Annotated in this window: 20 protein-coding genes; 8 read left to right on the top strand and 12 right to left on the bottom strand. The window is 58.6% G+C overall.

All coding sequences use genetic code 11. The annotated features are described in order from the left end of the window. The first annotated feature begins 2 nt into the window (after positions 1–2). From HY836_RS05400 to HY836_RS05385, 4 genes are read left to right on the top strand one after another with little or no spacing between them, the layout of a single operon-like run. A complete protein-coding gene (locus tag HY836_RS05400) occupies positions 3–1,946 on the top strand; it encodes an alpha-ketoacid dehydrogenase subunit alpha/beta (protein WP_290674322.1) in 1,944 nt (647 codons plus the stop codon). 1 nt (position 1,947) lies between these two features. Further along, positions 1,948–3,366: a 2-oxo acid dehydrogenase subunit E2 gene (locus HY836_RS05395; protein WP_290674320.1), complete on the top strand. Its 1,419-nt coding sequence runs from the start codon at positions 1,948–1,950 to the stop codon at positions 3,364–3,366. Positions 3,367–3,390: 24 nt separating this feature from the next. After that, positions 3,391–4,071, top strand: coding sequence for a holo-ACP synthase (locus HY836_RS05390; RefSeq protein ID WP_290674317.1), 681 nt, complete (start codon positions 3,391–3,393; stop codon positions 4,069–4,071). After that, positions 4,053–5,852 carry an FAD-dependent oxidoreductase gene (locus HY836_RS05385; protein ID WP_367114630.1) on the top strand — a complete coding sequence of 600 codons (1,800 nt, stop codon included), beginning with the start codon at positions 4,053–4,055 and terminating at the stop codon, positions 5,850–5,852. Before HY836_RS05390 ends, HY836_RS05385 begins: the two co-directional genes overlap by 19 nt. 28 nt (positions 5,853–5,880) lie before the next feature. On the opposite strand, the gene HY836_RS05380 is transcribed toward HY836_RS05385, so the two are convergent. The 12 genes from HY836_RS05380 to HY836_RS05325 all read right to left on the bottom strand — a co-directional run bounded on the left by HY836_RS05380 (position 5,881) and on the right by HY836_RS05325 (position 17,131). Continuing rightward, a complete protein-coding gene (locus HY836_RS05380; RefSeq protein WP_290674375.1) occupies positions 5,881–6,987 on the bottom strand; it encodes a glycosyltransferase in 1,107 nt (368 codons plus the stop codon). A gap of 297 nt (positions 6,988–7,284) precedes the next feature. Further along, positions 7,285–7,707, bottom strand: coding sequence for a DUF86 domain-containing protein (locus HY836_RS05375; protein WP_290674315.1), 423 nt, complete (start codon positions 7,705–7,707; stop codon positions 7,285–7,287). Continuing rightward, positions 7,697–8,131, bottom strand: coding sequence for a nucleotidyltransferase domain-containing protein (locus HY836_RS05370; protein WP_290674313.1), 435 nt, complete (start codon positions 8,129–8,131; stop codon positions 7,697–7,699). Before HY836_RS05370 ends, HY836_RS05375 begins: the two co-directional genes overlap by 11 nt. A 15-nt stretch (positions 8,132–8,146) precedes the next feature. Beyond that, positions 8,147–8,347, bottom strand: a complete 201-nt coding sequence (locus tag HY836_RS05365; protein ID WP_290674311.1) for a DNA gyrase inhibitor YacG — start codon at positions 8,345–8,347, stop codon at positions 8,147–8,149. Positions 8,348–8,373: 26 nt separating this feature from the next. Continuing rightward, a complete protein-coding gene (gene zapD, locus HY836_RS05360; RefSeq protein ID WP_290674309.1) occupies positions 8,374–9,132 on the bottom strand; it encodes a cell division protein ZapD in 759 nt (252 codons plus the stop codon). 31 nt (positions 9,133–9,163) lie between these two features. Further along, positions 9,164–9,799: a dephospho-CoA kinase gene (coaE, locus tag HY836_RS05355; RefSeq protein WP_290674307.1), complete on the bottom strand. Its 636-nt coding sequence runs from the start codon at positions 9,797–9,799 to the stop codon at positions 9,164–9,166. Then, the gene (locus HY836_RS05350; RefSeq protein ID WP_290674305.1) at positions 9,781–10,647 is read right to left on the bottom strand and encodes an A24 family peptidase; all 867 of its coding nucleotides are present in this window, start codon (positions 10,645–10,647) and stop codon (positions 9,781–9,783) included. The genes coaE and HY836_RS05350 overlap by 19 nt, the downstream gene beginning before the upstream one ends. Continuing rightward, complete coding sequence (locus tag HY836_RS05345) at positions 10,647–11,864, bottom strand: type II secretion system F family protein (RefSeq protein ID WP_290674303.1); 1,218 nt, start codon at positions 11,862–11,864, stop codon at positions 10,647–10,649. Before HY836_RS05345 ends, HY836_RS05350 begins: the two co-directional genes overlap by 1 nt. A 31-nt stretch (positions 11,865–11,895) precedes the next feature. Beyond that, positions 11,896–13,620 carry a type IV-A pilus assembly ATPase PilB gene (gene pilB, locus HY836_RS05340; protein ID WP_290674301.1) on the bottom strand — a complete coding sequence of 575 codons (1,725 nt, stop codon included), beginning with the start codon at positions 13,618–13,620 and terminating at the stop codon, positions 11,896–11,898. A 128-nt stretch (positions 13,621–13,748) separates the two neighbouring features. Further along, positions 13,749–15,479 (bottom strand): ABC transporter transmembrane domain-containing protein, encoded by a 1,731-nt coding sequence (locus HY836_RS05335; RefSeq protein ID WP_290674299.1) that lies wholly within the window; start codon positions 15,477–15,479, stop codon positions 13,749–13,751. Positions 15,480–15,500: 21 nt separating this feature from the next. Continuing rightward, positions 15,501–16,460 carry a lipopolysaccharide heptosyltransferase I gene (gene waaC / locus HY836_RS05330; RefSeq protein ID WP_290674297.1) on the bottom strand — a complete coding sequence of 320 codons (960 nt, stop codon included), beginning with the start codon at positions 16,458–16,460 and terminating at the stop codon, positions 15,501–15,503. Further along, positions 16,460–17,131, bottom strand: a complete 672-nt coding sequence (locus HY836_RS05325) for a DUF4254 domain-containing protein (RefSeq protein ID WP_290674295.1) — start codon at positions 17,129–17,131, stop codon at positions 16,460–16,462. The genes waaC and HY836_RS05325 overlap by 1 nt, the downstream gene beginning before the upstream one ends. 13 nt (positions 17,132–17,144) lie before the next feature. Between HY836_RS05325 and HY836_RS05320 the strand changes: the two genes are divergently transcribed. The 4 genes from HY836_RS05320 to HY836_RS05305 are packed head-to-tail and all read left to right on the top strand — an operon-like array spanning position 17,145 to position 21,811. Continuing rightward, positions 17,145–18,539: an ATP-grasp domain-containing protein gene (locus HY836_RS05320; protein ID WP_290674293.1), complete on the top strand. Its 1,395-nt coding sequence runs from the start codon at positions 17,145–17,147 to the stop codon at positions 18,537–18,539. 2 nt (positions 18,540–18,541) lie between these two features. Then, a complete protein-coding gene (locus HY836_RS05315; RefSeq protein ID WP_290674291.1) occupies positions 18,542–19,714 on the top strand; it encodes a Gfo/Idh/MocA family oxidoreductase in 1,173 nt (390 codons plus the stop codon). Continuing rightward, positions 19,707–20,804 (top strand): FkbM family methyltransferase, encoded by a 1,098-nt coding sequence (locus tag HY836_RS05310; protein ID WP_290674289.1) that lies wholly within the window; start codon positions 19,707–19,709, stop codon positions 20,802–20,804. Before HY836_RS05315 ends, HY836_RS05310 begins: the two co-directional genes overlap by 8 nt. A gap of 20 nt (positions 20,805–20,824) precedes the next feature. Then, entirely contained in the window at positions 20,825–21,811 is a 987-nt protein-coding gene (locus HY836_RS05305; protein ID WP_290674287.1) for a glycosyltransferase, read from the top strand. Positions 21,812–21,817 lie beyond the last annotated feature (6 nt).

Raw genomic sequence — 21,817 nt, 5'->3', positions numbered from 1 at the left:
ACATGACGGGACTGAGCAAAGAGCAAAGAAAACGGATTCTCGAGAATGCCTTGTTATCGAGGTTCGTCGAGGAGGAGCTTCTGGCCTTGTTCGCCAAAGGCAAGCTGTTCGGAACGGTGCACACCTGTATTGGTGAGGAGTTTTCTGGCGCTGCGGTATGTGATGCACTGTTGCCTGGAGATACCGTCTTTTCAAACCATCGTTGTCACGGGCACTTCATTTCGAAGACGGGAGATATCAGGGGCCTCCTCGCTGAACTTATGGGGCGAGAGGGGGGTGTCTGTGCAGGAGTGGGTGGGAGCCAGCATCTGTGCAAGGATGGCTTCTATTCCAATGGCATCCAAGGAGGCATCGTGCCGGTGGCTGCGGGCTTGGCCTATGCGCAGCAACTGAGGGCGAGCAAGCATGTTTCGGTTGTGTTTATCGGTGATGGCACGCTGGGCGAAGGCGTGATTTATGAAGCTTTCAACATTGCGGCCAAATGGGCTTTGCCCTTACTGATTGTCTTGGAAGACAATAAGTTTGCTCAATCGACGTCCCAATCGGAAACTCTGGCGGGGGGGGTTCGAGAGCGCGCCGAAGCTTTCGGGATCGATTCGGCTGTCGGTAGCACCTGGGAGTGGGAGCAACTGGCGCAGACTGCAGCCACATTGATTGCAGCGATGCGTGAGGATGGTCGCCCCCGCTTTTTGCATATCGATACCTATCGACTCAAGGCTCATTCGAAAGGTGACGATACCCGGCCCCGTGAACTTGTCGAGCCTTTTGAGTGGAAGGATCCCCTCAACATCCTGCTGGGCAATGCAACAGGGGAGGAGCGCGCATGGATAGATACGCTTGAGCGCCAAGTTAAGGAGGCTGCGACTTGGGCGGATGCGCAAGTCCCTGCTGTCTATCGACATGCGGTGTCTTCTCGGATCGATTCAAGTTGGCAATGTGCTCCGCTATTGCCCAAGTCACGTGTGGTTGCAGCCCTCAATGATTGCTTTAGGCAAGCGATGGCGAAAGACCCCAGCATACTCATGATTGGCGAGGACATCTTGTCGCCCTATGGAGGAGCGTTCAAGGTGACCAAGGGACTGTCAGACGAGTTTCCTGATCGCGTGCGAAATACGCCCATTTCAGAGGCGGCGATCGTTGGCTTGGGAGTCGGGCTGGCAATGATGGGTGCAAGGCCTGTCGTTGAAATCATGTTTGGAGACTTTGTGGGGCTTGCTTTTGATCAACTGGTCAACCATGCTGCAAAGTTCAACCAAATGTATGCAGGCCAGGTTGCGGTTGATCTGATTGTCCGCACGCCGATGGGCGGCGGGAGGGGGTACGGGCCAACGCACAGCCAAAGTCTGGAGAAGCATTTCTTTGGTGTGCCGGGTTTGACCGTCCTGGCAGTGAATGCCTTGACGGATCCTGGGCAGGTGTATGGCCCTCTACTAGATGGGGGCGTTGGCCCAGCGTTGGTGGTGGAAAATAAGCTGCTTTATAGCGCCTATTTCATCCATGAGCCACCTTTAGGATTTGAACTGCTTCACTCGACAGATAGATTTCCCGTGGCATGGCTGCGACCACAGTCAGAGGTCGTTGATGTGATCTTGCTGGGGTATGGTGGGACAGCGCACATGATGGCTGAGGCTGCTGAGATTTTGTTTGATGAGCATGAGGTGGTGGCACAGGTGTTGTGCGTGATGCAGGTTTTCCCCTTTGACGTCGAATCAATCAGCCTGCCGCTTGGCGAATCAAAGCGGCTTCTCATCGTTGATGAGTCGCAGTCTTTTGGTGCATTTGGTGCTGAAGTGATGGCGCAGATGGTGGAGCGTGGCATGGCCGCCGGGCGAGCGATCAGACGTTTGAATGCTGCGGAGGTGTGTATTCCAGCGAGTGGCGATATGGAGAAGATGGTTCTTCCTGGTGTTCTCGATATCGTTGCGGCTGCTTTGGAGATGGTTTGATATGTTGAAGACCGTTGCTGCCCCTCGGATTAATACGAACGATGACAAGCTTGAAGTCGTCGCTTGGCATGTCTTGTCTGGGGCTGTAATCGAGCCCGGACAGGACGTGGTTGACGTCGAAACGTCCAAGGCGGTGGTCACCATACAGGCAGAGGATGCTGGGTATATCAGGCCCTTGCACAAAGCTCCGGCAGTTGTACGGGTGGGTGAGCCTTTGTACCTTGTGTCCGAGAGTCTGAGCGAGTTAGATCAAGCGTCTTCGGTCGTGACCTTGACAAGCACCCCTGACGTGAGGTCAGAGCCTTTCATCGCCAAACGCTCACCTGGAAGCAGTCAGGTGGCGGGGCAATTGACGAGTGTGTTGCGAGAAGGCCGTGCCGTTTCGGGATCGACGCCGGTTCGCTTTGACAGTACGCGCTTCTCCAAAAAGGCATCTCAATTGTTGGCTGAGCGCGGCATGAGTGAGGCGGAGTTTGATGGGCGCGGACTGGTTACTGCGGCCATGCTGGATTCCACAATGCTCTCTCGCCGAAGTCAAGCATCAGTGCCGAGCTTGCCTGTTTCTGGTGACGCTGAGTTCACTCAAGCGAGGATGCCGGTCACGCCGCGTCAAGTCAGAGTTTCCCAGAGCAAGCAGGCGGAAATATCGGCTTTGAGCTTAGGTGAAAACGGCAACGTTAACAGCAACCTGACGGTCTACTTTGATTCTCTGCCCATTCGCAATCGACTGAAGGCCGAACATGCATTTGACGGCAACATTCAACCCGTCATTCTTTTCGAGTTGTCGCGTCTGTTGAAGGACTGGCCGCAGCTCACCGCGTACTTTTTCGCGGATGAAGTTCATTTTTATGACCGCATCGATCTTGGGCTCGCATTTGATCTTGGAAAAGGGCTGAAGGTGGTGAGCTTGCCGGAAGCTGATCGAATGACGCCTGTGGCGTTTTTCGAGTCCACGCTGGATATCGGCATGCGCTATCTAGAGAACAAGATTCGGCCTGAAGAAATGAGTGGATCAACGTTCACTGTGACCGATTTGTCTGGCTTTGACGTGCTTCACTTTCACCCATTGATCAACGGTGCGCAGAGCGCAATCCTTGGCATTGGCGGGGACAGCACAAAGTCCCAGCATCCTATGTCCCTAACTTTGACATTTGACCATCGCGTAACGAATGGGCGCGATGTTGCTCAGTTTTTGGGGGCGCTTCGGGAAAGGGTGCTCAGCTATGCGCCTCCAGTCCAAGAGGTAATTGACCCGGCCTCGTCACGTGGAGCGTTGAGGGTCACTGTATGTGATCGATGTGGTGTCGGCATCGGCCAGTACTATCGGGATTTTCAGAAGGATGGTTACTTGACAGCCTATATCCGTGAGGACGGAACTCTCGGCGGTGTATGCCATCGTTGTGTGGGTGGCTGGGCGTAAGTCATGGACAGGGCCAATCTCGTCATGATTCTGGCCAAGATGGTCAGGCAGTCGCCAGATGCTATTGCTGATACATCGTCTCTAGGCTCCCTTGGCTTGACTTCTTCGTTCGGGTTGAGTGCATTGCGCAGTGCAATCGAGAAGGAGTCACAGCGTAGATTGCCACCAATAGGGCTCCACTTGCGAGTGAGTGAGTTGCTCCAGATGATTGAGGCTGCGCACAACAGTTCTGCTGCTGATCCGTCGACTGACCTCCCCAAGGTCAGAGATACCGCTATCCGCGAGCCTGATTCGCCGAGGTCGTTTGCCAGTCGCTCCTCGATCACAGGGGATTTCGGGGTGGGATTGGACATGCAAGAGATCGAGGATTTGCCAGAAACTGATGACTACCGAGGGCATTCCTTTTACTTTGGGCACTTCAGCTCTACCGAAATTGCGACAGCCCTTCTGAGACCGGATCCGCGCGCGCATCTGTGCGGAATTTTCTGCGTGAAAGAGGCGGTCAAGAAATCACACGCGAAATTGCTTGACCTTCGCATGGATGAAATCCTTGTTTGCCATGACGATGCTGGGAAGCCGTTTGTGGAGTTGCGTGTCTCCAAGCCTGATATTGCGGCATTGAATTTTCGTTTTCATATATCGATCACGCATACCCGTCGCGTGGCTGCCGCCACTTGTCTAGCGTCATGGGAGCGAGAGGAGTGAGTCTTGGCACGTGGCTCAAGGGGTACTTTGGTCGACGCATGGCGGAAGGGCTTTTTGTGCGTTTGCGCCAGACCTACCCCAGACTCCTGCCTACAGTACGTTCGTTGGGGAGAGCACCGGTTGCGCAGGCAGTCCCGTTCGAGCGGTCACAACATATCGTCGTCGTAGGAAATGGGCCGGCCGGCTTGGCGTGCCTTCAGGCACTTCACGATCATGGCTTTGACAATGTCACAAACGTGTCCAAAGGAGGGATGTTCGGGGGCAAGTGTGTGAACTTTGGCTGTATGCCCATGGAATATGTTTTGTCGCGCCCCGCCGATCTGTCGACCATCGAAGTGCGAGAAGGCTTGGCGTCTTTTGTCGCATCGTTGCGCGCTAAGGTAGCTCAGCAGATGACTTCACGAGGGGACAAGTTGCTGCACGGTGGGGTGAGAGAGGTGTCTGGTCGGAACTTGGTCTTTGATAGCGGTGAAACCCTGCCGTTTGACCGACTGATTCTGGCGACGGGGAGCCGGTATGAAGTTCCTCGTGTATTGCAGGGGAACCCTAAACTGTGTTCTCTTGAATCCTTCTGGACGCTTCCAGAGGGGAGCCGCGTAGCCATCGTCGCTGATCAGAACCCTGCAGCGATTGCGGTAGGCTTGGCTGCTGCGCGTTTGGGGTTGCGCCCAGCGGTGATGTTGCAGGGTAATGCGCTTGCATCGTTGCCGTCCTTCAAGTACTACTTACGCCAGGCGCAAAGGGCAGGACTGGTTGTACATGAATCATTCCGTGTGCTTGGCGGCACCCAGAACGAGCTTTTTGGAGTGGCCAAGGGGGCTGCGGACGTCTGGGCTGACATTGATCACATCGTGGTTCTGGGTCGCCCCGTACCGGATGTGCCAAGCGTTGATGGGCGCCTACCAGAACTATTTGAATTGGACTTGCGTCGCGCTTGTCATCCCGCCCGTCCTGACATCTTCTTGGTTGGTGATGCCGTTGGCCTGATGACGGTCTCGGAAGCGGAGTTGCACGCTGAGGCGTTGATTGCTGGGTGGTTTGGTAGTGCCCGGTTTGATTTGAGGGAGCTTTCGCGACTCCCCGTACTCTTCCACGGCGAGGTTTCCTTGGGAATGGTTGGGAATGAGTGGGCTTTTCTGACTGGCCGTTGGAGGGAGATTGATTTTCGCGCGTTGGCTTGGACAGATGTCCATCGTGAAGAAGGCAAGCTTTGGTATCAATTTGATGCTGATTCAGGTAAGGTGACCGCTATCCACATATGCCATCCTCGGGCGTCAGAATTAATCATCGTGGCATCTGCTTTGATGGGCAATCCTGTAACGGACATGAGTTGGCGTCAGAAAGTGGCGCATCCTTCGCCATTTGAGATATTCAGGTTGCTAGCGCAACAATTGCAGCGCGAAGTCGAGGCTCGAGAGGGGGCGTTACCCAAGTATGGACAACTGGGCGGACACGCGTCGTCGATCCAGCGGCCTTCGCATCTACACATCTCGATTGACACGTGTGCCGTGCTTGATAGCAAGCTTCCGTCTTGGCTTGGAGAGGCTCAGTGGCAAAGAGCGGTGCTTTCGACCCAACCTCTGCGAGCCTTGAGTCTGTATGCCGCCGTGGTTCAACTTCTGGACGGTGCGTCTCAGCAGGAGTCAGTTGCGCTGCGGGAGGTATGGGACCAGCCTCTGAAGGACAACTACGAAACGATGGCATTGCGCGAGCAGCGTAGTGGCAATCATCGATACAAATTTGCGTTTGGCGATCGATCAGTAGAAGTGTCCTGTATCTGAGTGACTGGACAAAGCAAGCCTGTGTCTGTCAAACATTGGCAGCATGAGCATGCTGGTGGACGTGTTTGTTGTGGGGGCTCAGCCTTCGATAGAGCCAAACATACCCAGCCGCATAGGTCCACACCGCAATGCAGGTGATGGTCGTATTCTCACTGGCAACTACCGCGACGAGCTGACACCCCACCACCATCGCCCAGATGGCTGCGCTTGCCAAACCATGCCCACGCCAATCCGGGCTAGGCCCCCCCTTGGCTTGTGCCTTCATGCGCAGGCGCTGGTAGATCAGTTGATGCAAGTGCCCCGAATCGGCCTGACCGGTCTGGATCCCCTCCTTGACGCGACGGCGGTACATGGAGAACACCGTTTCCCACACCGGATAGATCCACACCAGCATCAAGGCCCACGCAGACACGCCAGGGTTCCGCTCCAGGAACATCACCCCGCACTGTGCCAGCCAGAAGCCCGCGAGGTAGGCGCCACCGTCCCCCAGGAAGATGCGCCCAAACGGGTAGTTCAGCAACAGGAAGCCGACCATGGATGCAATGCCCCAAAGGCACAGTTTCATGACCAGGACATCACCGTGCATCCAGGCCAAGGCCGCCAGCCCAGCCAGCATGATGGACACCGTGCCGGCCGCCAGGCCATTCAAGCCGTCAATGATGTTGATGGAGTGCGTGACGCCACCAACGGCAAAAACGGTGAACAAAACCGAAAAAACGGGGTACTGGATCAGTGCGTCCAGACCAATGGTGTCCAGGTGTGTGTATCGGATGTCCAGCATCCAGATGGCCAGGGCTGCCGAGGCAAACGACGCCAGAAGCCGTGTGCGGACGCGAACCTTCTTGGTCAGATCTTCCGCAAGGCCTGCGAGGAACACTGGCGCAGCACATGCAAGCAGGATCAGTGTGGTCGGGTAGGTCTTGCCACCGTTGGCGTAGCCGGTGATGACCGCGATGAGCAATCCGAAAGCCAAGCCCAGCCCGCCTATACGGGGCACCGGTTTGGCGTGGATTTTCTGAATGCCAGCCAGATCGTGGTCAAGAGAGAGCTTGCCATGCCAGCGCTGTGTCAGTACAAGCAGGGCGCACACCACGAAGCTGCTGCCCAAAACAGACGCCAGCCCCCAAGTCAACATTGTGGCCACGTTCGCTCCCGCTATTTTGTTGCGCCAGGTCCCAGTCAGGACGCTTTGGCGTGATGCGTATAAGTGTAGTGGCAGCCAGCGTAGCAACTGGGTGATGCCACTGCGGGACGAGCGCGTGGTACAGGCGGCCTTGAATGACGATCTTTCATGTTGCTTCCTCGAAAGATGGCGTGCTTATTGCGCTGCAGCATCGGTACATCCTAGTCCTTTCAGCCAATTCAGCAACCTGAAATTGCCCGTAAAACTGTCGCTTTTTTGTTTTGCGTCAGGCGCCTCTTCCGATTGTGTTCACGGCAGACCACTTTGCTGCTTGATCAGTACGGATGTGAACTGCGAGAACTCATCCAGATGGTGCTGGATGATGTTTTCTGTGATGGGCAGCAACAATTTTTGGTCGTTGTGGACTGCAATATGGCGATAACCGGCCATCTTTTTCATGGCTTCTGCCAGTGGCGGATCCAGCAGCGTGGCTTGCGCCAACAGATCAAAGGCGTCTCGGGCGCTTTGCGGCAGGCCCAGTTTGTGCGCCCTGATCAAATGATAGGCAATGTCGAGGGCCGCTTCGCAGGCGCGCTGAATGTTCAGAATGGCGGCATCCTGCCTGGAATAATCGGCATGGAAGTTGGCCCCCGCTGCGGCGTATTCCTCGCGTGCCCGGGCGACGCAACGCTCGATCGTGGCGGCCTTGTTGAGTAGAACGTCATCTGCCATAAACACGACCTTCCTTGGCGATGTCGGTCAGTATCCCCGCACGGGCTTCTTCCAGTCGGCCTTTTTCGCTCATGGCGAAGCATTCATAGAGTCCTGCTTGGGGCTCCTTCCCCCACAACCTTCTACCTTTGTTCAGTATCTGGTCTTGCATCACCGTGCTGGCTGCTCGAAAGTCGAGCAGGTCGACAGGCCTGTGGAGTAGCCCTGTCAGTTCATTTGCCGCCTCCCATAGTGCCAGTGGCGCAGCGTATCCTTCTACCAGAATGGCCAGATCCAGATCGCTGTCTGATCTTGCTGTGCCTTGCACCATGCTCCCGAAGGCATAGATGCCCAGCGCATGGGGGAAAGCTCGTCGCAACGCGATGACGACAGGGCCTTCGTCGGCCAGTGCCGCAGCCAGGTCGGGCGCATGGTTGGGGCTCATGGTGTTGGCAGTCGTCTATGGCGCTGGATCGGGGTCCAGCAAGTCTTCGGTCGTTGGCTTGGCCTCTACCCTGTAACTCTCGCTCGCCCAGGCGCCCAGATCAATCGCCTTGCAGCCCTTGCTGCAAAAAGGCCTGTAAGGGTTGTCGGTGCTGTAGGTGTGCATGGTGCCGCATGAGGGGCAGCGGACTTCCAGCTTCTTGTCTGTACTGCTCATGGTCAGTCTCTTTGTCAGGCCTTGCTTCAGGCGCAGAGCGTCAACTCGAACCCGGCATCCAGATCCGAGGCGATCTTGAGCTTGCCATCGGCATCCGGCCGCATCAGGCGGATGGACACCATCAGGCGGTTGGCGCTGATCTCGGGGATCAGGCCGAGCGCTGGGTCAATGCGCAGGCGCAGCAGCAGGTAGCTGCGGTTGTCTTTCAGGTTCTGCTGGTATTGCCCGCAAGGCGCCGCAACCATGTGCGGGTGCCCGGCATCACGCAGCAGGCTGAGCATCAGCTTCAGAGCCTCGGCCAGTGGCGTGAGGGTGCTGATCCATTGCTGCAGGTCGGCCTGGCGTTTGGCCGCAGGCTCTTGCTGCCAGGCGTAGTACGAGGGCAGATCGAATTCGCAGGTGCCGCCGGGAATGCTGATGCGGCTGCGGATGCTCATCAGCCAGTCGTTGCTGGACAGCGATTGGCCCGCCTTGCCCGGCAATTGGTTCAGGCCGCTGTACACGCGTTCGATGCGCGAGAGCACATCGTCGAGCACGCTTTCCTGGATGGCCGGGTTGCCGCGGTAGCCCTGGAACTGGAGCTTGTAGCGATCCAGGTCGCGCAGCAGATCACTTTTGAGATCGGCGCGCGAGGCCACATCCATGATCTCGAAGATCGTGGACAGTGCGTAATGGTGATCCACTGGGGCTTCGCGCCACATCAGGATGCCCAGACGGTTGAAGAGATGTTCCAACCGCAGCATCGTGCGGATGCTTTCGCCGAAAGGGTATTCGTAGAGGATCAATGCGCCACCTGATGAAGCAGTTCAAACACGATCAGACACCATTGTTCCACAGACGCCAGAGCTTCTCGACTTCTGCGCGCAACTCTTCCAGGCTCAAGCCCTCATTGAGGATCACGTGATCAGCCAATGCCAGCCGCGTTTCGCGCTGGGCCTGCTTGGCCAGGACCTTTTCAACGGCTTCGCGGGGCCAGCCGGAGCGCACCATGACGCGGGCGATCTGGGTCTCGGGCGAGGTGTCGATGACGAGCACGCGATCGACCTTGTCTCGCCACAGGCGGCCTGATTCAGCCAGCAGGGGCACGTCGTAGACGATGTGCTGCGCGGGTAGGGCGAGGGCAGCGCGGGCTGCTGCATGTTGCCCGATCAGGGGGTGCAGGATGCCTTCGAGGCGCGCCATCGCACCTGGGTCGGCAAAGGCCAACTCGCGCATGCGGTTGCGGTCCATCGCGCCACTGGCATCGATGAAGTCGGGGCCGAAGTGTTGGGTGATGGCGTCAATGGCGGCGCCTTGAGGGGCGGTCAGCGAGCGGGAGATGGCATCCATGTCGACCAGATGGGCACCCAGATCCACCAGCATCTGGCTGACGGTGGATTTGCCGCTGCCGATGCCGCCTGTCAGCCCGATGGTCAGGCGCTTGCCGCCGGTGTTCAGGCCCAGCCCAGCCATTGCAGCACGCGCTGTTGGCCGGCCATGGTGACGACCAGACCCGCGCCAGCCAGGAAGGGGCCATAGGGTACGTAAACGCCCTCACGCAATTGGCCGGTGACCTTCATGCCAATGCCGATGATGGCGCCCAGCACGGACGAAGCCAGCACGATCGGCAGGATCATGGGCCAGCCCAGCCAGGCACCGAGTGCGGCCAGCAGTTTGAAGTCGCCATAACCCATGCCTTCTTTGCCGGTGGTCAGCTTGAACAGCCAGTAAACCGACCACAGGGACAGGTAGCCTGCCACCGCGCCCCACAGGGCTTCCTTGAGTGGCAGGTTCCAGCCCAGTGCGGCGGCAACCAGGCCAGCCCACAGCAGCGGCAGGGTCAGGTCATCTGGCAGCAAGGTGGTGTCCCAGTCGATCATGGCGGCAGCGACCAGCACGGCCACGAAGCCGCACCACAGCAGGGTGGTCGGCTCAGCACCAAAGCGCCAGTAGCAGGCGGCGAACAGGGCGCCAGTGGCCAGTTCAACCAACGGATAGCGCACGCCAATCGCAGTGCCGCAGGCCGAGCATTTGCCCCGCAGCACCAGCCAGCTGATCAGGGGGATGTTTTCAAACCAGCGGATCTGATGGCCGCACTTCGGGCACCGTGAGGCGGGTTTGGACAGGGTCAGCGGCGCGGCTTCTGTGGTGGATTCAGGCAGCTCCAGCATGGCGCGTGCATCGCTTTGCCATTGACGCTCCAGCATCAATGGCATGCGGTGGATCACCACATTGAGGAAGCTGCCGACGCACAAGCCAAGCAGGGCAAGGCCCCAGGGTGTCAGGACGACATCAAGAATCGGCAGGAGCTGATCCGGCATCAAACGACCTGGCCGAGCTTGAAGATGGGCAGGTACATCGAGACCACGATGCCGCCGATGATGGTGCCCAGGATCACGATGATGAAGGGCTCCATCAGGCTGGACAATGCCTTGACGGCCTCGTCGACTTCTTCTTCGTAGAAATCGGCGGCTTTGCCCAGCATTTGATCCAGCGCGCCGGATTCTTCGCCGATCGCGCCCATCTGCAGCACCATCACCGGGAAGATGTTGGTCGACTGCATGGCGGTGGTCAGGCTGGTGCCGGTGGACACGTCTTTCTGGATCTGCTCGGTGGCTTCCGCAAAAACGGCGTTGCCGGCGGCGCCGCCCACGGAATCCAGCGCTTCAACCAGGGGCACACCGGCTGCAAACATGGTGGACAGGGTGCGCGTCCAGCGGGCCACGGCAGATTTGTAAAGCAGATCGCCGAACACGGGCATTTTCAGCAGCAGGCGGTCCATGCGTTTTTGCATGGGCTCGGAACGCTTCCAGGTCTGGAAGAAGAAATACAGGCCGCCACCGATGGTGCCAAAAATGGCCCACCAGTAGCTCACGAAGATCTCGGACATGGCCATCACGAACAGCGTCGGGGCGGGCAGGTCTGCGCCGAAGGAGGTGAACACTTCCTTGAATGCCGGGATCACGAAGATCATGATGACGGCGACCACGACAAAGGCCACCACCAGCACGGCTGTAGGGTAGGTCAGCGCCGACTTGATCTTCTGCTTGATGGCGATTGTTTTTTCCTGGTAGGTTGCCAGGCGATCCAGCAGGGCTTCCAGAATACCGGCGGCTTCACCCGCTTCGACGAGGTTGCAGTACAGCGCGTCGAAGTACATGGGGTGCTTGCGGAAGGCTGCCGACAGGCTGGTACCCGTTTCCACATCGCCACGGATGTCGTTGAGCAGCTTGGTCACGCGCGGGTTGGTCGAGCCCCGGGCCACGATGTCGAACGACTGCAGCAAGGGCACGCCGGCCTTCATCATGGTGGCCAACTGGCGGGTGAGGATGGCGATGTCCTTGGGTTTGACCGAGCCACCGCTGCTGATACGGCGTTTCTTGACCTTCTGGACCAGGATGCCCTGGCGGCGCAGCGTGGCACCCACCATGGCCTCGCCGCCCGCCCGCATTTCCCCGCGCACGACTTTGCCGTTGCGGTCCTTGCCTTCCCATTCGTAGACAGTATCTTGCGGTTTATTGGCAGCAGCCGTGGCCATGTGACAAAACTCCGTAACGGTGCGTCGATGTTTACTCGTTGGTCACCGCGATGACTTCCTCGAGCGAGGTGTAGCCCAGCTTGACTTTCACCAGGCCGGATTCGCGCAAGTCTCGCACGCCTTCACGCTTGGCCTGGGCAGCAATATCCATAGCTGTGCCCTGAGTGAGAATGATGCGTTGTATTTCTTCACTGATGGGCATGACTTGGTAAATGCCCACGCGACCTTTGTAACCGTTGTTACAGGCTGAGCATCCGATTGCTTTATATGGTTTCCAACGGCCGTCCAGGTCGGCTTCCTTGTAGCCGGCTCTCAGCATGGCCTCTTTGGGGTAATCCGCGGGGGCTTTGCAGTTTTCGCACAGGCGACGCGCCAGGCGCTGGGCGGTGATCAGGATGACGCTGGAGGCGATGTTGAACGGCGCCACACCCATGTTCATCAGGCGGGTCAGGGTGGTGGGGGCGTCGTTGGTGTGCAGGGTGGACATCACCATGTGACCGGTTTGCGCGGCCTTGATGGCGATGTCAGCGGTTTCCAGATCGCGAATTTCGCCCACCATGATCACGTCAGGATCCTGGCGCAGGAAGGCTTTCAGCGCGGTCGAGAAGTTCATCCCCGCCCGGTCGTTGACGTTGACCTGGTTGATGCCGGGCAGGTTGATTTCGGCGGGGTCTTCCACCGTCGAGATGTTCACGCCCGGCTGGTTGAGGATGTTCAGGCAGGTGTAGAGCGACACGGTTTTGCCCGAGCCGGTCGGGCCCGTGACCAGCACCATGCCGTAGGGGCGGTGGATGCAGGCCATCAGGCGTTCTTTTTCCTCCGGCTCGTAACCCAGGGCTTCGATGCCCAGTTTGGCGCTGGACGGATCCAGAATACGGATCACGATCTTTTCGCCAAACAGCGTGGGCAGGGTGCTGACCCGGAAATCGATCGCCTTGTTGCCGAATTTCAGCTTCATGCGGCCGTCCTGTGGCACGCGTTTTTCAGCAATATCCAGCTTGGAAATCACCTTGATGCGTGAGGCCAGCTTGTCCTTGATGGCCACGGGCGGCTGGGTGATTTCCCGCAATTCGCCGTCCACCCGGAAGCGGACGCGGTAGTTGTATTCGTAGGGCTCGAAGTGCAGGTCGGATGCGCGGGCGTTGATGGCGTCGATCAACATTTTCTGCAGGAAGCGCACCACAGGGGCGTCTTCCACGTCAGCGGCGCCCGCATCAGCTTCAGGCGCGGGCATGCCCGCATCGTCGGTGACGTCGAATTCGAAGTCGGAGGAAGCCAGGGCGGAGAGCTGGTCTTCGGCTGTGGCGTTGAGCCCTTCCAGCAGTTTGCTGAGCTTGTCGTGCTCGACGATGACCCACTCGGGCGTGAGCTGCGTGGCGAACTTGATGCGCTCGATGGCTTCCTGGTCGGTCGGGTCGGCGCCCGCCACGAACAGGCGGTTGCCCCGCTTGGACAGCACCAGAACCTGGTATTGGGCCGACAGCTTGGTGTCGATGATGCCCTTGGGCAGGCGTTGCACATCGACGGCGGACAGGTCCATGACGGGCACGGCCAGCGCGCGCGACAGGGTTTGGGCCAGATCGTCAGCGGGAATGGCGCCACTGTTGACCAGCATGGTCACAAAGTTGCGCTTTTGCTCGCGAGCGGCGCGGGTAATGGACTCTGCCGCCTTGGCGTCCAGCTTGCCAGCGTTGACCAGCACGCGGGCCACGCCAGACAGGGATCCAGGTGCATCAGCCAGGGTCGGGTCAGCCATGTAAATTCACAAAAACCGATAATGCTTGAATATCAAAGGTAAATCATTACCTATTCAAGCGAGCCTGTAAACCGTATTAATGCCCGGTTGGGCAGCTAAATTCGGGCTTGATTATGTTGGCGCAGGCATCAGTGCGCCGACTGGATCCGAACCATGCCGGCATAGATGCCACCCAGGGCCATGAGTTCCGCGTGGGTGCCCCGCTCGACGACCTTGCCTTCGGCCATGACGTAGATGCAGTCGGCGTTGCGGATGGTGCTCAGGCGGTGGGCAATCAGGATCAGTGTCTTGCTGCCGCGCAGGTCTTCGATGGAGCGCTGCACCACGGCTTCAGATTCCGAATCCAGGGCGGAGGTGGCCTCGTCAAAGATCCAGACGGCGGCGTCGCGGTAGAGCGCGCGGGCGATGGCCAGGCGCTGGCGTTGGCCGCCGGAGAGCTTGCTGCCGTTGGTGCCGATGTCGGCGTCCATACCGCCGGGCATGGTCTGGACGTGGTTCCACAGGTTGGCGGCGCGCAGGCAGCGTTCGACCTTGACCAGATCCACGCCGTGCGGGCTGGCGTAGGCAATGTTTTGTGCGACCGAGCCTTCAAACAGGACGATGTCTTGTGAGACGACTGCGAAATGGCGGCGCAGGCTGGCGAGTTTCAGCGTGTCGATCGGGGTGCCGTCCAGCGTGATGCTGCCGGAGTTGGGGTAGGCAAAGCGCAGCAGGGTGCTGACGACCGTGCTTTTACCCGCACCGGACGAGCCGACCAGGGCGATGGTTTGGCCGGCCTGGATGTCGAGGCTGAGTCCGTCGAGGGCGGGGTGGTTGGCGCCTTCGTATTGCAGATTCACGTTGTGGAAGGCGATGTCGCCCTTGCAGGTGGGCAGCGTGCCGGTGCCAGTGTCGGGCTCAGGGGGGGCGTTGATGAGTTCAAACGCACCTTTGATCGTGATGAGCGCACCTGAGATCGGGGTGTAGATGTCGGTGAGGTGGCGCATTGGTGAGATCGTCATCAGCAGGGCGGTGATGAATGAGACGAATTCGCCGACAGTGGATGAGCCTTGGCTCGCCTGCCAGATGGCCAGCGTCAGAATGATGGACACGCCCACCGCAGCCAGCACTTGCGTGATCGGCGTGACCAGCGCACTCGTGGCGATCTGTTTCATCGTCATGCGGCGGTGGTGCACCGCAGCACCATCGAAGCGCTGTAACTCAAACTCGGTGGCATCGAATGTCCGCACGACGCGCCAGGCTCGCGCGTTGTCGTCTACGCAGGTCACCAGTTTTTGCTGTGCCAGGTACTGGGCTTCACCCACCTTGTTCAGCCGCTTGCGGATCAGCTTGACACTGAATGCCAGCAGCGGCATGGATACGAAGGCGAGCAGGGTCAGCGCGGCGTTGAGATAGAGGAGGTAGCCGACCAAAAATATCAGGGTGGAGGCGTCGCGAACGATCGAGATCACCGCACTACCCAGGGAACCCGATGCGGACTGGGGATCATTGATGATCTTGCTGACAGCCAGCCCAGGGCCAACCGTGGTGAACAATTTGGAGTCGGCCTTCAACAAGGCGCGCATCAGGTCTCGCCGCAGGTTCAGCACGATCATCGTTGTCGCCGAACTCATGACGAACGTGCCGGCGAAGTTGAACAGGCCGCGTACGACAAAGAGGCCGATCACGATGATCGGTACCAGCCACAGGGGGTACTTGAGGCCGTCCTTGAATCCGGAGTCGATCAGCTTTTTGAAGAGGGCCGGAACCATGGGCTCAACGGCGGAACTTGCCAGGAACAAGGCGACGGCAACGGCTAGCTGGCGCCATTGCGGGCGCACGTAACCAATCAGGCGGGTACGGGTGTCTGCGAAATCCATGAGTTCATTCAAAAAAGCGGTTCAGCCGCGCTCATTGAGCACAGCATCGATGGCCTGTGTGACGTCTTGGAGGTTGGGTACTTGACCTTTGCCGCCAAGGCTGCGGACAGGGCCAGATCCGGTCAATCCGGCCAAGCCGGGCTCGTGATCACAGTAAATGCCGACGGTTGGGCGGCCGTGCGCGGCGGCAATGTGGCTCATGCCGGTATCCAGTCCGACCACGATGTGAGCTTGTGCCAGTGTGTCGGAAACTTGAGCGACGGTCAGGAAAGGGGGCACCTGCCCACCGATCTTGTCTGCAATGGCTTGCGCCAGGCGTTGTTCTTCTGGGCTGCCCCACATGACGGCCACGCTCCAGCCGCGGCTTCTGAGCGCCAGCCCTGCGGCAACCCAGTCCGCTTGTGGCCACAGTTTTTCCGGGCGGCTTGCGCAGGGGATCAGAACGGCGAACGGGCCTTGGCCAGGCGTCCAGGCTTGAGATGCGGGCTGAAGGCCGAAGTCCGGAGGGGATGCGGGCAGGGCGTAGTCAAGCAACTGCGCGCACAGGTTGCGGCAGCGATCTACCGCATGCAGTTTGCGCGAGACCGAAGCCTTGCGTTGATATAGCAACGATGCCAGGGGCTCTCTGATGCTGTGGCGGTCGTAGCCACCTCGTGGGCCATCGGCAAAGCAGGCGAACGCCGCGCTTTTGAGCAGGCCTTGCATGTCGATGATCAGGTCATAGCGTTGCAGGGCCATGTCCTGCCGCCACGCACGGATGGCGATGCGGGTCTCCGGGGTACGCAGAGACTTGCGCCATTTGCGCCATTGCAGTGTGATGACCCGGCGAACAGCTCGGTGTTGGGCCGGCATGGCTGCAAAGCCTTTTTCGACCAACCAGTCTATTTCGATGCCCGGAATGGCAGCGGCCATGTCACTGATGGCGGGCAAGGCATGGACGACGTCGCCCATGGAGCTGGTCTTGACAACGAGAACGCGCATCAGGCGCCGGACTTGGCGCGCTCAGCCACGAGTGCCGGATTGAAGCGCGGGTCGTTGTACATCTTGAACTGACGGTAAACCTTGAAGTAGGCGCGGCCTGCCTGCGTGTCCGAGATCAAGGCGTCAAGGCAGGCGCCCAGGTCGGCGCGCTGCTGGAGCAGCTTTTCCAGTTTGACCTGGCTGCTGTTGCGGTGGGTGTCATCCACGTCGGCACGCTGGGTTTGCACGCGCATGGCGTGTACCTTCAGCGCCATGATGGACATGCGGTCGATGATGCTGCCAGCCGTTTCGCTGTTCAGCCGCGCATTGGCGGGCACTTTCGATACCGGCGCGTCTGTTTGAGCCGAGGTCGCATCGACCAGACCCAGCTCGGTCAGCAGGATTTCATCCACGCGTTCGGTCGCATCGTTGCGGGCCTGGTTGTATTTGTCGATGGCACGTTTGTTCAACGCGATTTCGCTGTCACCGACCGTGGTGCGGCGCGCCAGATCTTCTTCGGCCCACAGCTTGCTGTTGAAGTAGTGATTGGTGCCAATCCAGTGCCAGAGCGCGGCGTCAGATGCTGTGCCCGTGAGCGCCGAGGGCTGAGAAACCGGTGGGCCGCCTGCCGAGGTCAGGGTGCTGTCATGAAGGCTGATCACTTGAGCCGCGAGCTGTGGAGGCAATGCCATGTCGGTAAGGTGTGTGGAAGAGTGGTGGCCGCAGGAGCGCAGCACGGATTATCGGTCCAAACCCCCGCGTGCGAACCGTTGCGCCTTTCTGGTGCCAGGTGCGGTGCCCAAAGACGGCTGCGATACACTTGCGGGCTGGCCCGGGGAACGAGGCCTGAGGGACGTCGGCGAGCCGACAGGGCTGCAAGAACAGCCGCAATATTCGGGCAACCGCACAATGAATAAAAGAGCACTTTTGATTGGTAGCAGTTTCAGCGCTGCGCCGATGTTGTTTCGTTTGAAGCGCCGAGGGATCCACGTGTCTGTGTGCGGCAGTGCCCCGTCAGATCCTTGCCATCAATATGGAGACGCTTCCTTTTTCGTCGATTACTCGAAGCGTGAGGCGTTGCTTGAGCTGGTCAAGGCGGAAGGCTTTGATTACATTGTTCCAACGTGTAACGATTATTCCTACATGTCGGGCGCATGGGTGGCCGATCAAATCGGCTTGCCGGGCTTCGATCGTTTTGAGGTTGCAGAGAAACTCCATACCAAAGACGGTTTTCGGGGGGTGACCAATGCGTGTGGCACGCCTGCGCCGCGGGCAATTTGGGTCCGACCTGATGAGCCCTATGCCTTGCCCGACAGTGGTTTTCCGTTGCTGGTCAAGCCGGTCGATAGTTTCAGTGGCCGTGGCGTCACAAAGGTTGAAGACGCGGCATCGCTGGATGCTGCTGTGCGATCTGCCATGGCGGCTTCGCGTTCCGCCAGTGCGGTGATCGAGAATTTTGTTGAGGGTGATCTGTATAGCCACTCTGCCTATATCAAGGGCGGCAAGGTGGCGGTAGATTTCTTTGTTGACGAGTTCTGTACGGTGTATCCGTATCAGGTCAATTGCTCGAATTACCCGTCGAGGCTGCCTGACCACGTGCGCGAGGGCGTGCGGGAGGCGATGAACGATTTGATTGCGCGGCTCGATCTGGTCGATGGTTTGTTGCACACGCAGTTCATCAGCAATGGTCGTGATTTCTGGATCATTGAGTGCATGCGCCGATGCCCTGGCGATCTGTATGGTGGCCTGGTGGAGCGTTCTGAGGGCATTGATTACACGGATATGTTCGTGCAGCCATTCATTGGCGAGGAGTTGCGCATGCCTGATTTGTCTGCTGCCCCCCGCAGCATTGGCCGGCATACCATTTCGTTCGCGCAGCCATTGGTCTTTCAGTCGTTCTCGTGTGACTTTCCGGGTTCAAATCTGGAGGTCGTGCCACTCAAAAACAGTGGCGAGTCGGTGGGTGTTGCACCGTTTGACAAGCTGGCTATCACCTTCCATGAATACGCCAGCGCGGATCAGATGTTCACGCACACCCCGAAGCTTCATGAGTATGTGCGCATGAAGCGATTGGATATCCAGCAGCAGGTAGGGGAGTGATGATGACCTTGTCAGACAAAATCGCGGCGGCCCAGTCGCCTCGCAAGCTGCGGGTTGCTTTTCTGGGGGGCGCCTATCAGTCAGCCGTAGGGCGTGTACATCGGATTGCGATCGAGCTTGACCAGCGCTTCGAACTGGTCGCAGGCTGCTTCAGCCGGCATCACGATGAAAACCTGGCTTCTGCTGCTGCCTATGGGTTGGATGTCGCCAAGGCTTATCCGGATCTGGAGACCTTGATCGCACATGAGCGGGCCAATCTGGATGCCATCGTCATCCTGACGCCGACCAATCAGCATTTCGAGCAAGTTCGGCACTGTCTGGAGCAGGATCTGGCAGTGATCTGCGAGAAAGCCCTGGTTTCGTGCTCGGAGCAAGCCAAGGCGCTGCAAGCGCTGGTTGCCGAGCACCGTGGATTCCTCGCGGTGACCTACAACTACACTGGCTACCCGATTTTGCGAGAGCTCAAGGACATGGTGGCCTCAGGCCGTTTCGGGCGTATCCAGCAGATGCGGATCGAGATGCCTCAGGAAGGCTTCCTCAAGGTCGATGAGCATGGTCAACCTTTCAAGCCGCAAGGCTGGCGCTTGCAGGATGGTGTGGTGCCCACCGTGTCGCTGGATCTTGGCGTCCACCTGCACATGATGGCCCTCTTCCTGACGGGCGAGCGGCCACAGAGTGTGGTGGCGACGACCAAGTCGTATGGCAACTTCCCCGGCATCATGGACACTGTGTCGTGCATGGCGCAATACACCAACGACCTGCAATGCAACGTCTGGTTCACCAAGACGGCCTTGGGGCATCGCAATGGTCTGAAGGTCGAGTTGTATGGCGAGCACGGCTCGGCCGTCTGGGTTCAGGAAAATCCGGAACAACTGCAGATTGCGCGTCAGGATGGCGAGCGCTTGCAGGTTGACCGCGCCAGCCCGCGCATCAAGATCGCCAATGCCAACAGGTATACACGTTTCAAGGCCGGGCATCCTGCGGGCTTCATTGAGGCGTTTGGCAACTATTACTACGACGTGGCCGATGCACTATTGAGCTATCAAGAGTCGGGTCATTTCCAGGAGACACCTTACGTGTTTGGCGTTGACAGTACGCTGGAGGGAATCGAGTTGCTGGAGGCCATCGCGTTGTCTTCGCAGACGAAACAGTGGGTGGAGGTCTCCAATGGCTGAGTTGCTGGTATCCGCGGTTGGCGAGGCCGCCAGAGTGGAGGCTGCGCAGGCCTTTTGTCGCGACTTCTGCGGCGGTGACCGTTCGATCAAGCGCTTTGTGTTCGGGCGCAATGTTTACGCGAGCAAGGTGATCGCGCAACTGCCGATTGATGGTGTTGTTGACGATTTTTGCGAAGACGCTCAATACCTGGGCTTGCCTGTTGTTCGTACGGCGGATGTGCCTGAAGGGGCCATGGTGTTGGTCCTGTCGGGTGGGCGGCCACTGTCTGTGCAAGACAAGCTGTCGAGCTTGCCGGTAAGGTCGCTGGACTATTTCGCTTTTGCGCGTTGGTCCGGGCTGGACTTGACGGGAATCGTCTTCAACGAGGGCTTCGCGGCGGACTTCGAAGCCCACCGCGATCGATACGAATGGATTTTTGCGCGCCTCAAGGACGAGGAGTCGCGCCGGGTATTCAGCAAGCTTGTCAGCTTTAGACTCAAGGGCGATATCGAATTGCTGCGCGGTTTCACGCACCGTGAGCATCTGCAGTATTTCGAGGATTTCCTGGGGCTCAAGCCCGCCGGTGAGACGTTTTTTGACGTAGGTGGGTTCGATGGGTTCACCACGCAGGAATTCATCAAGCGATGCCCCGACTTCAACAGCGTTCAACTGTTTGAGCCCGAGCCTGCCAATTTTGCGAAATGCAGCCAGGCTTTGAAGCACCTGAGCAAAGTGGCCGTGCATCCGTTTGGCCTGTCGTCGGAGTCTCAGCGTCTGTGCTTCGAGCCTGCCGGTTCAGGCTCTGTGATCACCCAGAATGGTTCGGTCGAGATCGAGGTTCGACGCCTTGATGAGATGGATTTGCCAGCACCGACTTTCCTGAAGATGGACATTGAAGGTGCAGAGCCTTTTGCGTTGGCTGGTGCCAAGGAAACGATTGCGCGTGCGCACCCTGTCCTGGCCGTGGCCATTTACCACTATGCCGGTGGCCATGCGCCGTTCTGGCAGATTCCCGAGCAGGTGCTGGCCATCCGTGATGACTACGATATTTATGTGCGGCACTACACCGAGAGCATCTACGAAACCGTGATGTTCTTTGTGCCCCGCTGAGCGACGACGGAGCCGTGCCCGTGATCACTGAAGTGAATGACCGGCCTTTGCTGTCACTTGTTCTGATCACCTACAACCAGCAGGATACAGTGGCTGAGGCGGTGACGGGTGCACTCGCTCAGACATACTCGCCGCTGGAAATCATTGTTTCTGATGACGCGTCCACGGATGCGTCAGCGGCGCGTATTCAAGCTGCGCTGGAGGGCTACAGTGGCCCGCATCGCGTCATTTTCAATCGTAACCCTCGCAATCTGGGCATCGGGGCCAACATCAGTCACGCCGTGTCTTTGTCGAAAGGCGAGATGATCGTGATTGCGGCCGGTGACGATGTTTCCTTGCCCACACGCTGCGAACGCATTGCGCAAGCCTGGGTGCAGGCCGGCTGTCGCCCGGACTTGGTGTCATCGCAGCTTGTAGATCTCGATCACCAGGGGCAAACCCATGGTGTGATCGTCCCTACCGATCTGGGCGCTTATCGAACGGTGCAAGACTGGCTTGATCGCCGTCCGCATGTGATCGGTGCTGCGCAGGCGTGGACGCGTCGTTTGTTTGATCGTTTTGGCCCGTTGCCCTCGGGCGTTTGTGCTGAGGACTTGATCATGGTGTTTCGCGCCATTTGTGCAGGCGGGTGCATCACGATCGCCGAACCGCTGGTGAAATATCGGCGAGGGGGGCTTTCAGGGCGAGTACGCACGCTTCATGCCAAGGACACGATTCGTCGACTGTTGAGCAATAACAGGCATGCACTGATCGAAGCTGCGCTCTTGAAGTCTGACGCACGTGTGGCTGGATGTGAAAACATCGTCGGGCCCTGGCTTGACCGGGAGATTGCCTTGACCGAGTTCATTCGGAATGTTTTTGAGGCACCGGATGTCGGGGCCAAAGTTGTGATCGCCTGGCGGGCACATCGGGTCAGTGGCTACAAGCGCATGCGGATGTTGACCTATGCGGCGTGGCCCTGGTTGCTGGCGCCCTTGTTTGCGCTCAAGCGCATCGTCGCACGATGAAGGGTG

Source organism: Aquabacterium sp., from assembly GCF_016234775.1.
Lineage (GTDB): Bacteria > Pseudomonadota > Gammaproteobacteria > Burkholderiales > Burkholderiaceae_C > Aquabacterium.
This window is presented reverse-complemented; position numbering and strand designations above follow the sequence as displayed.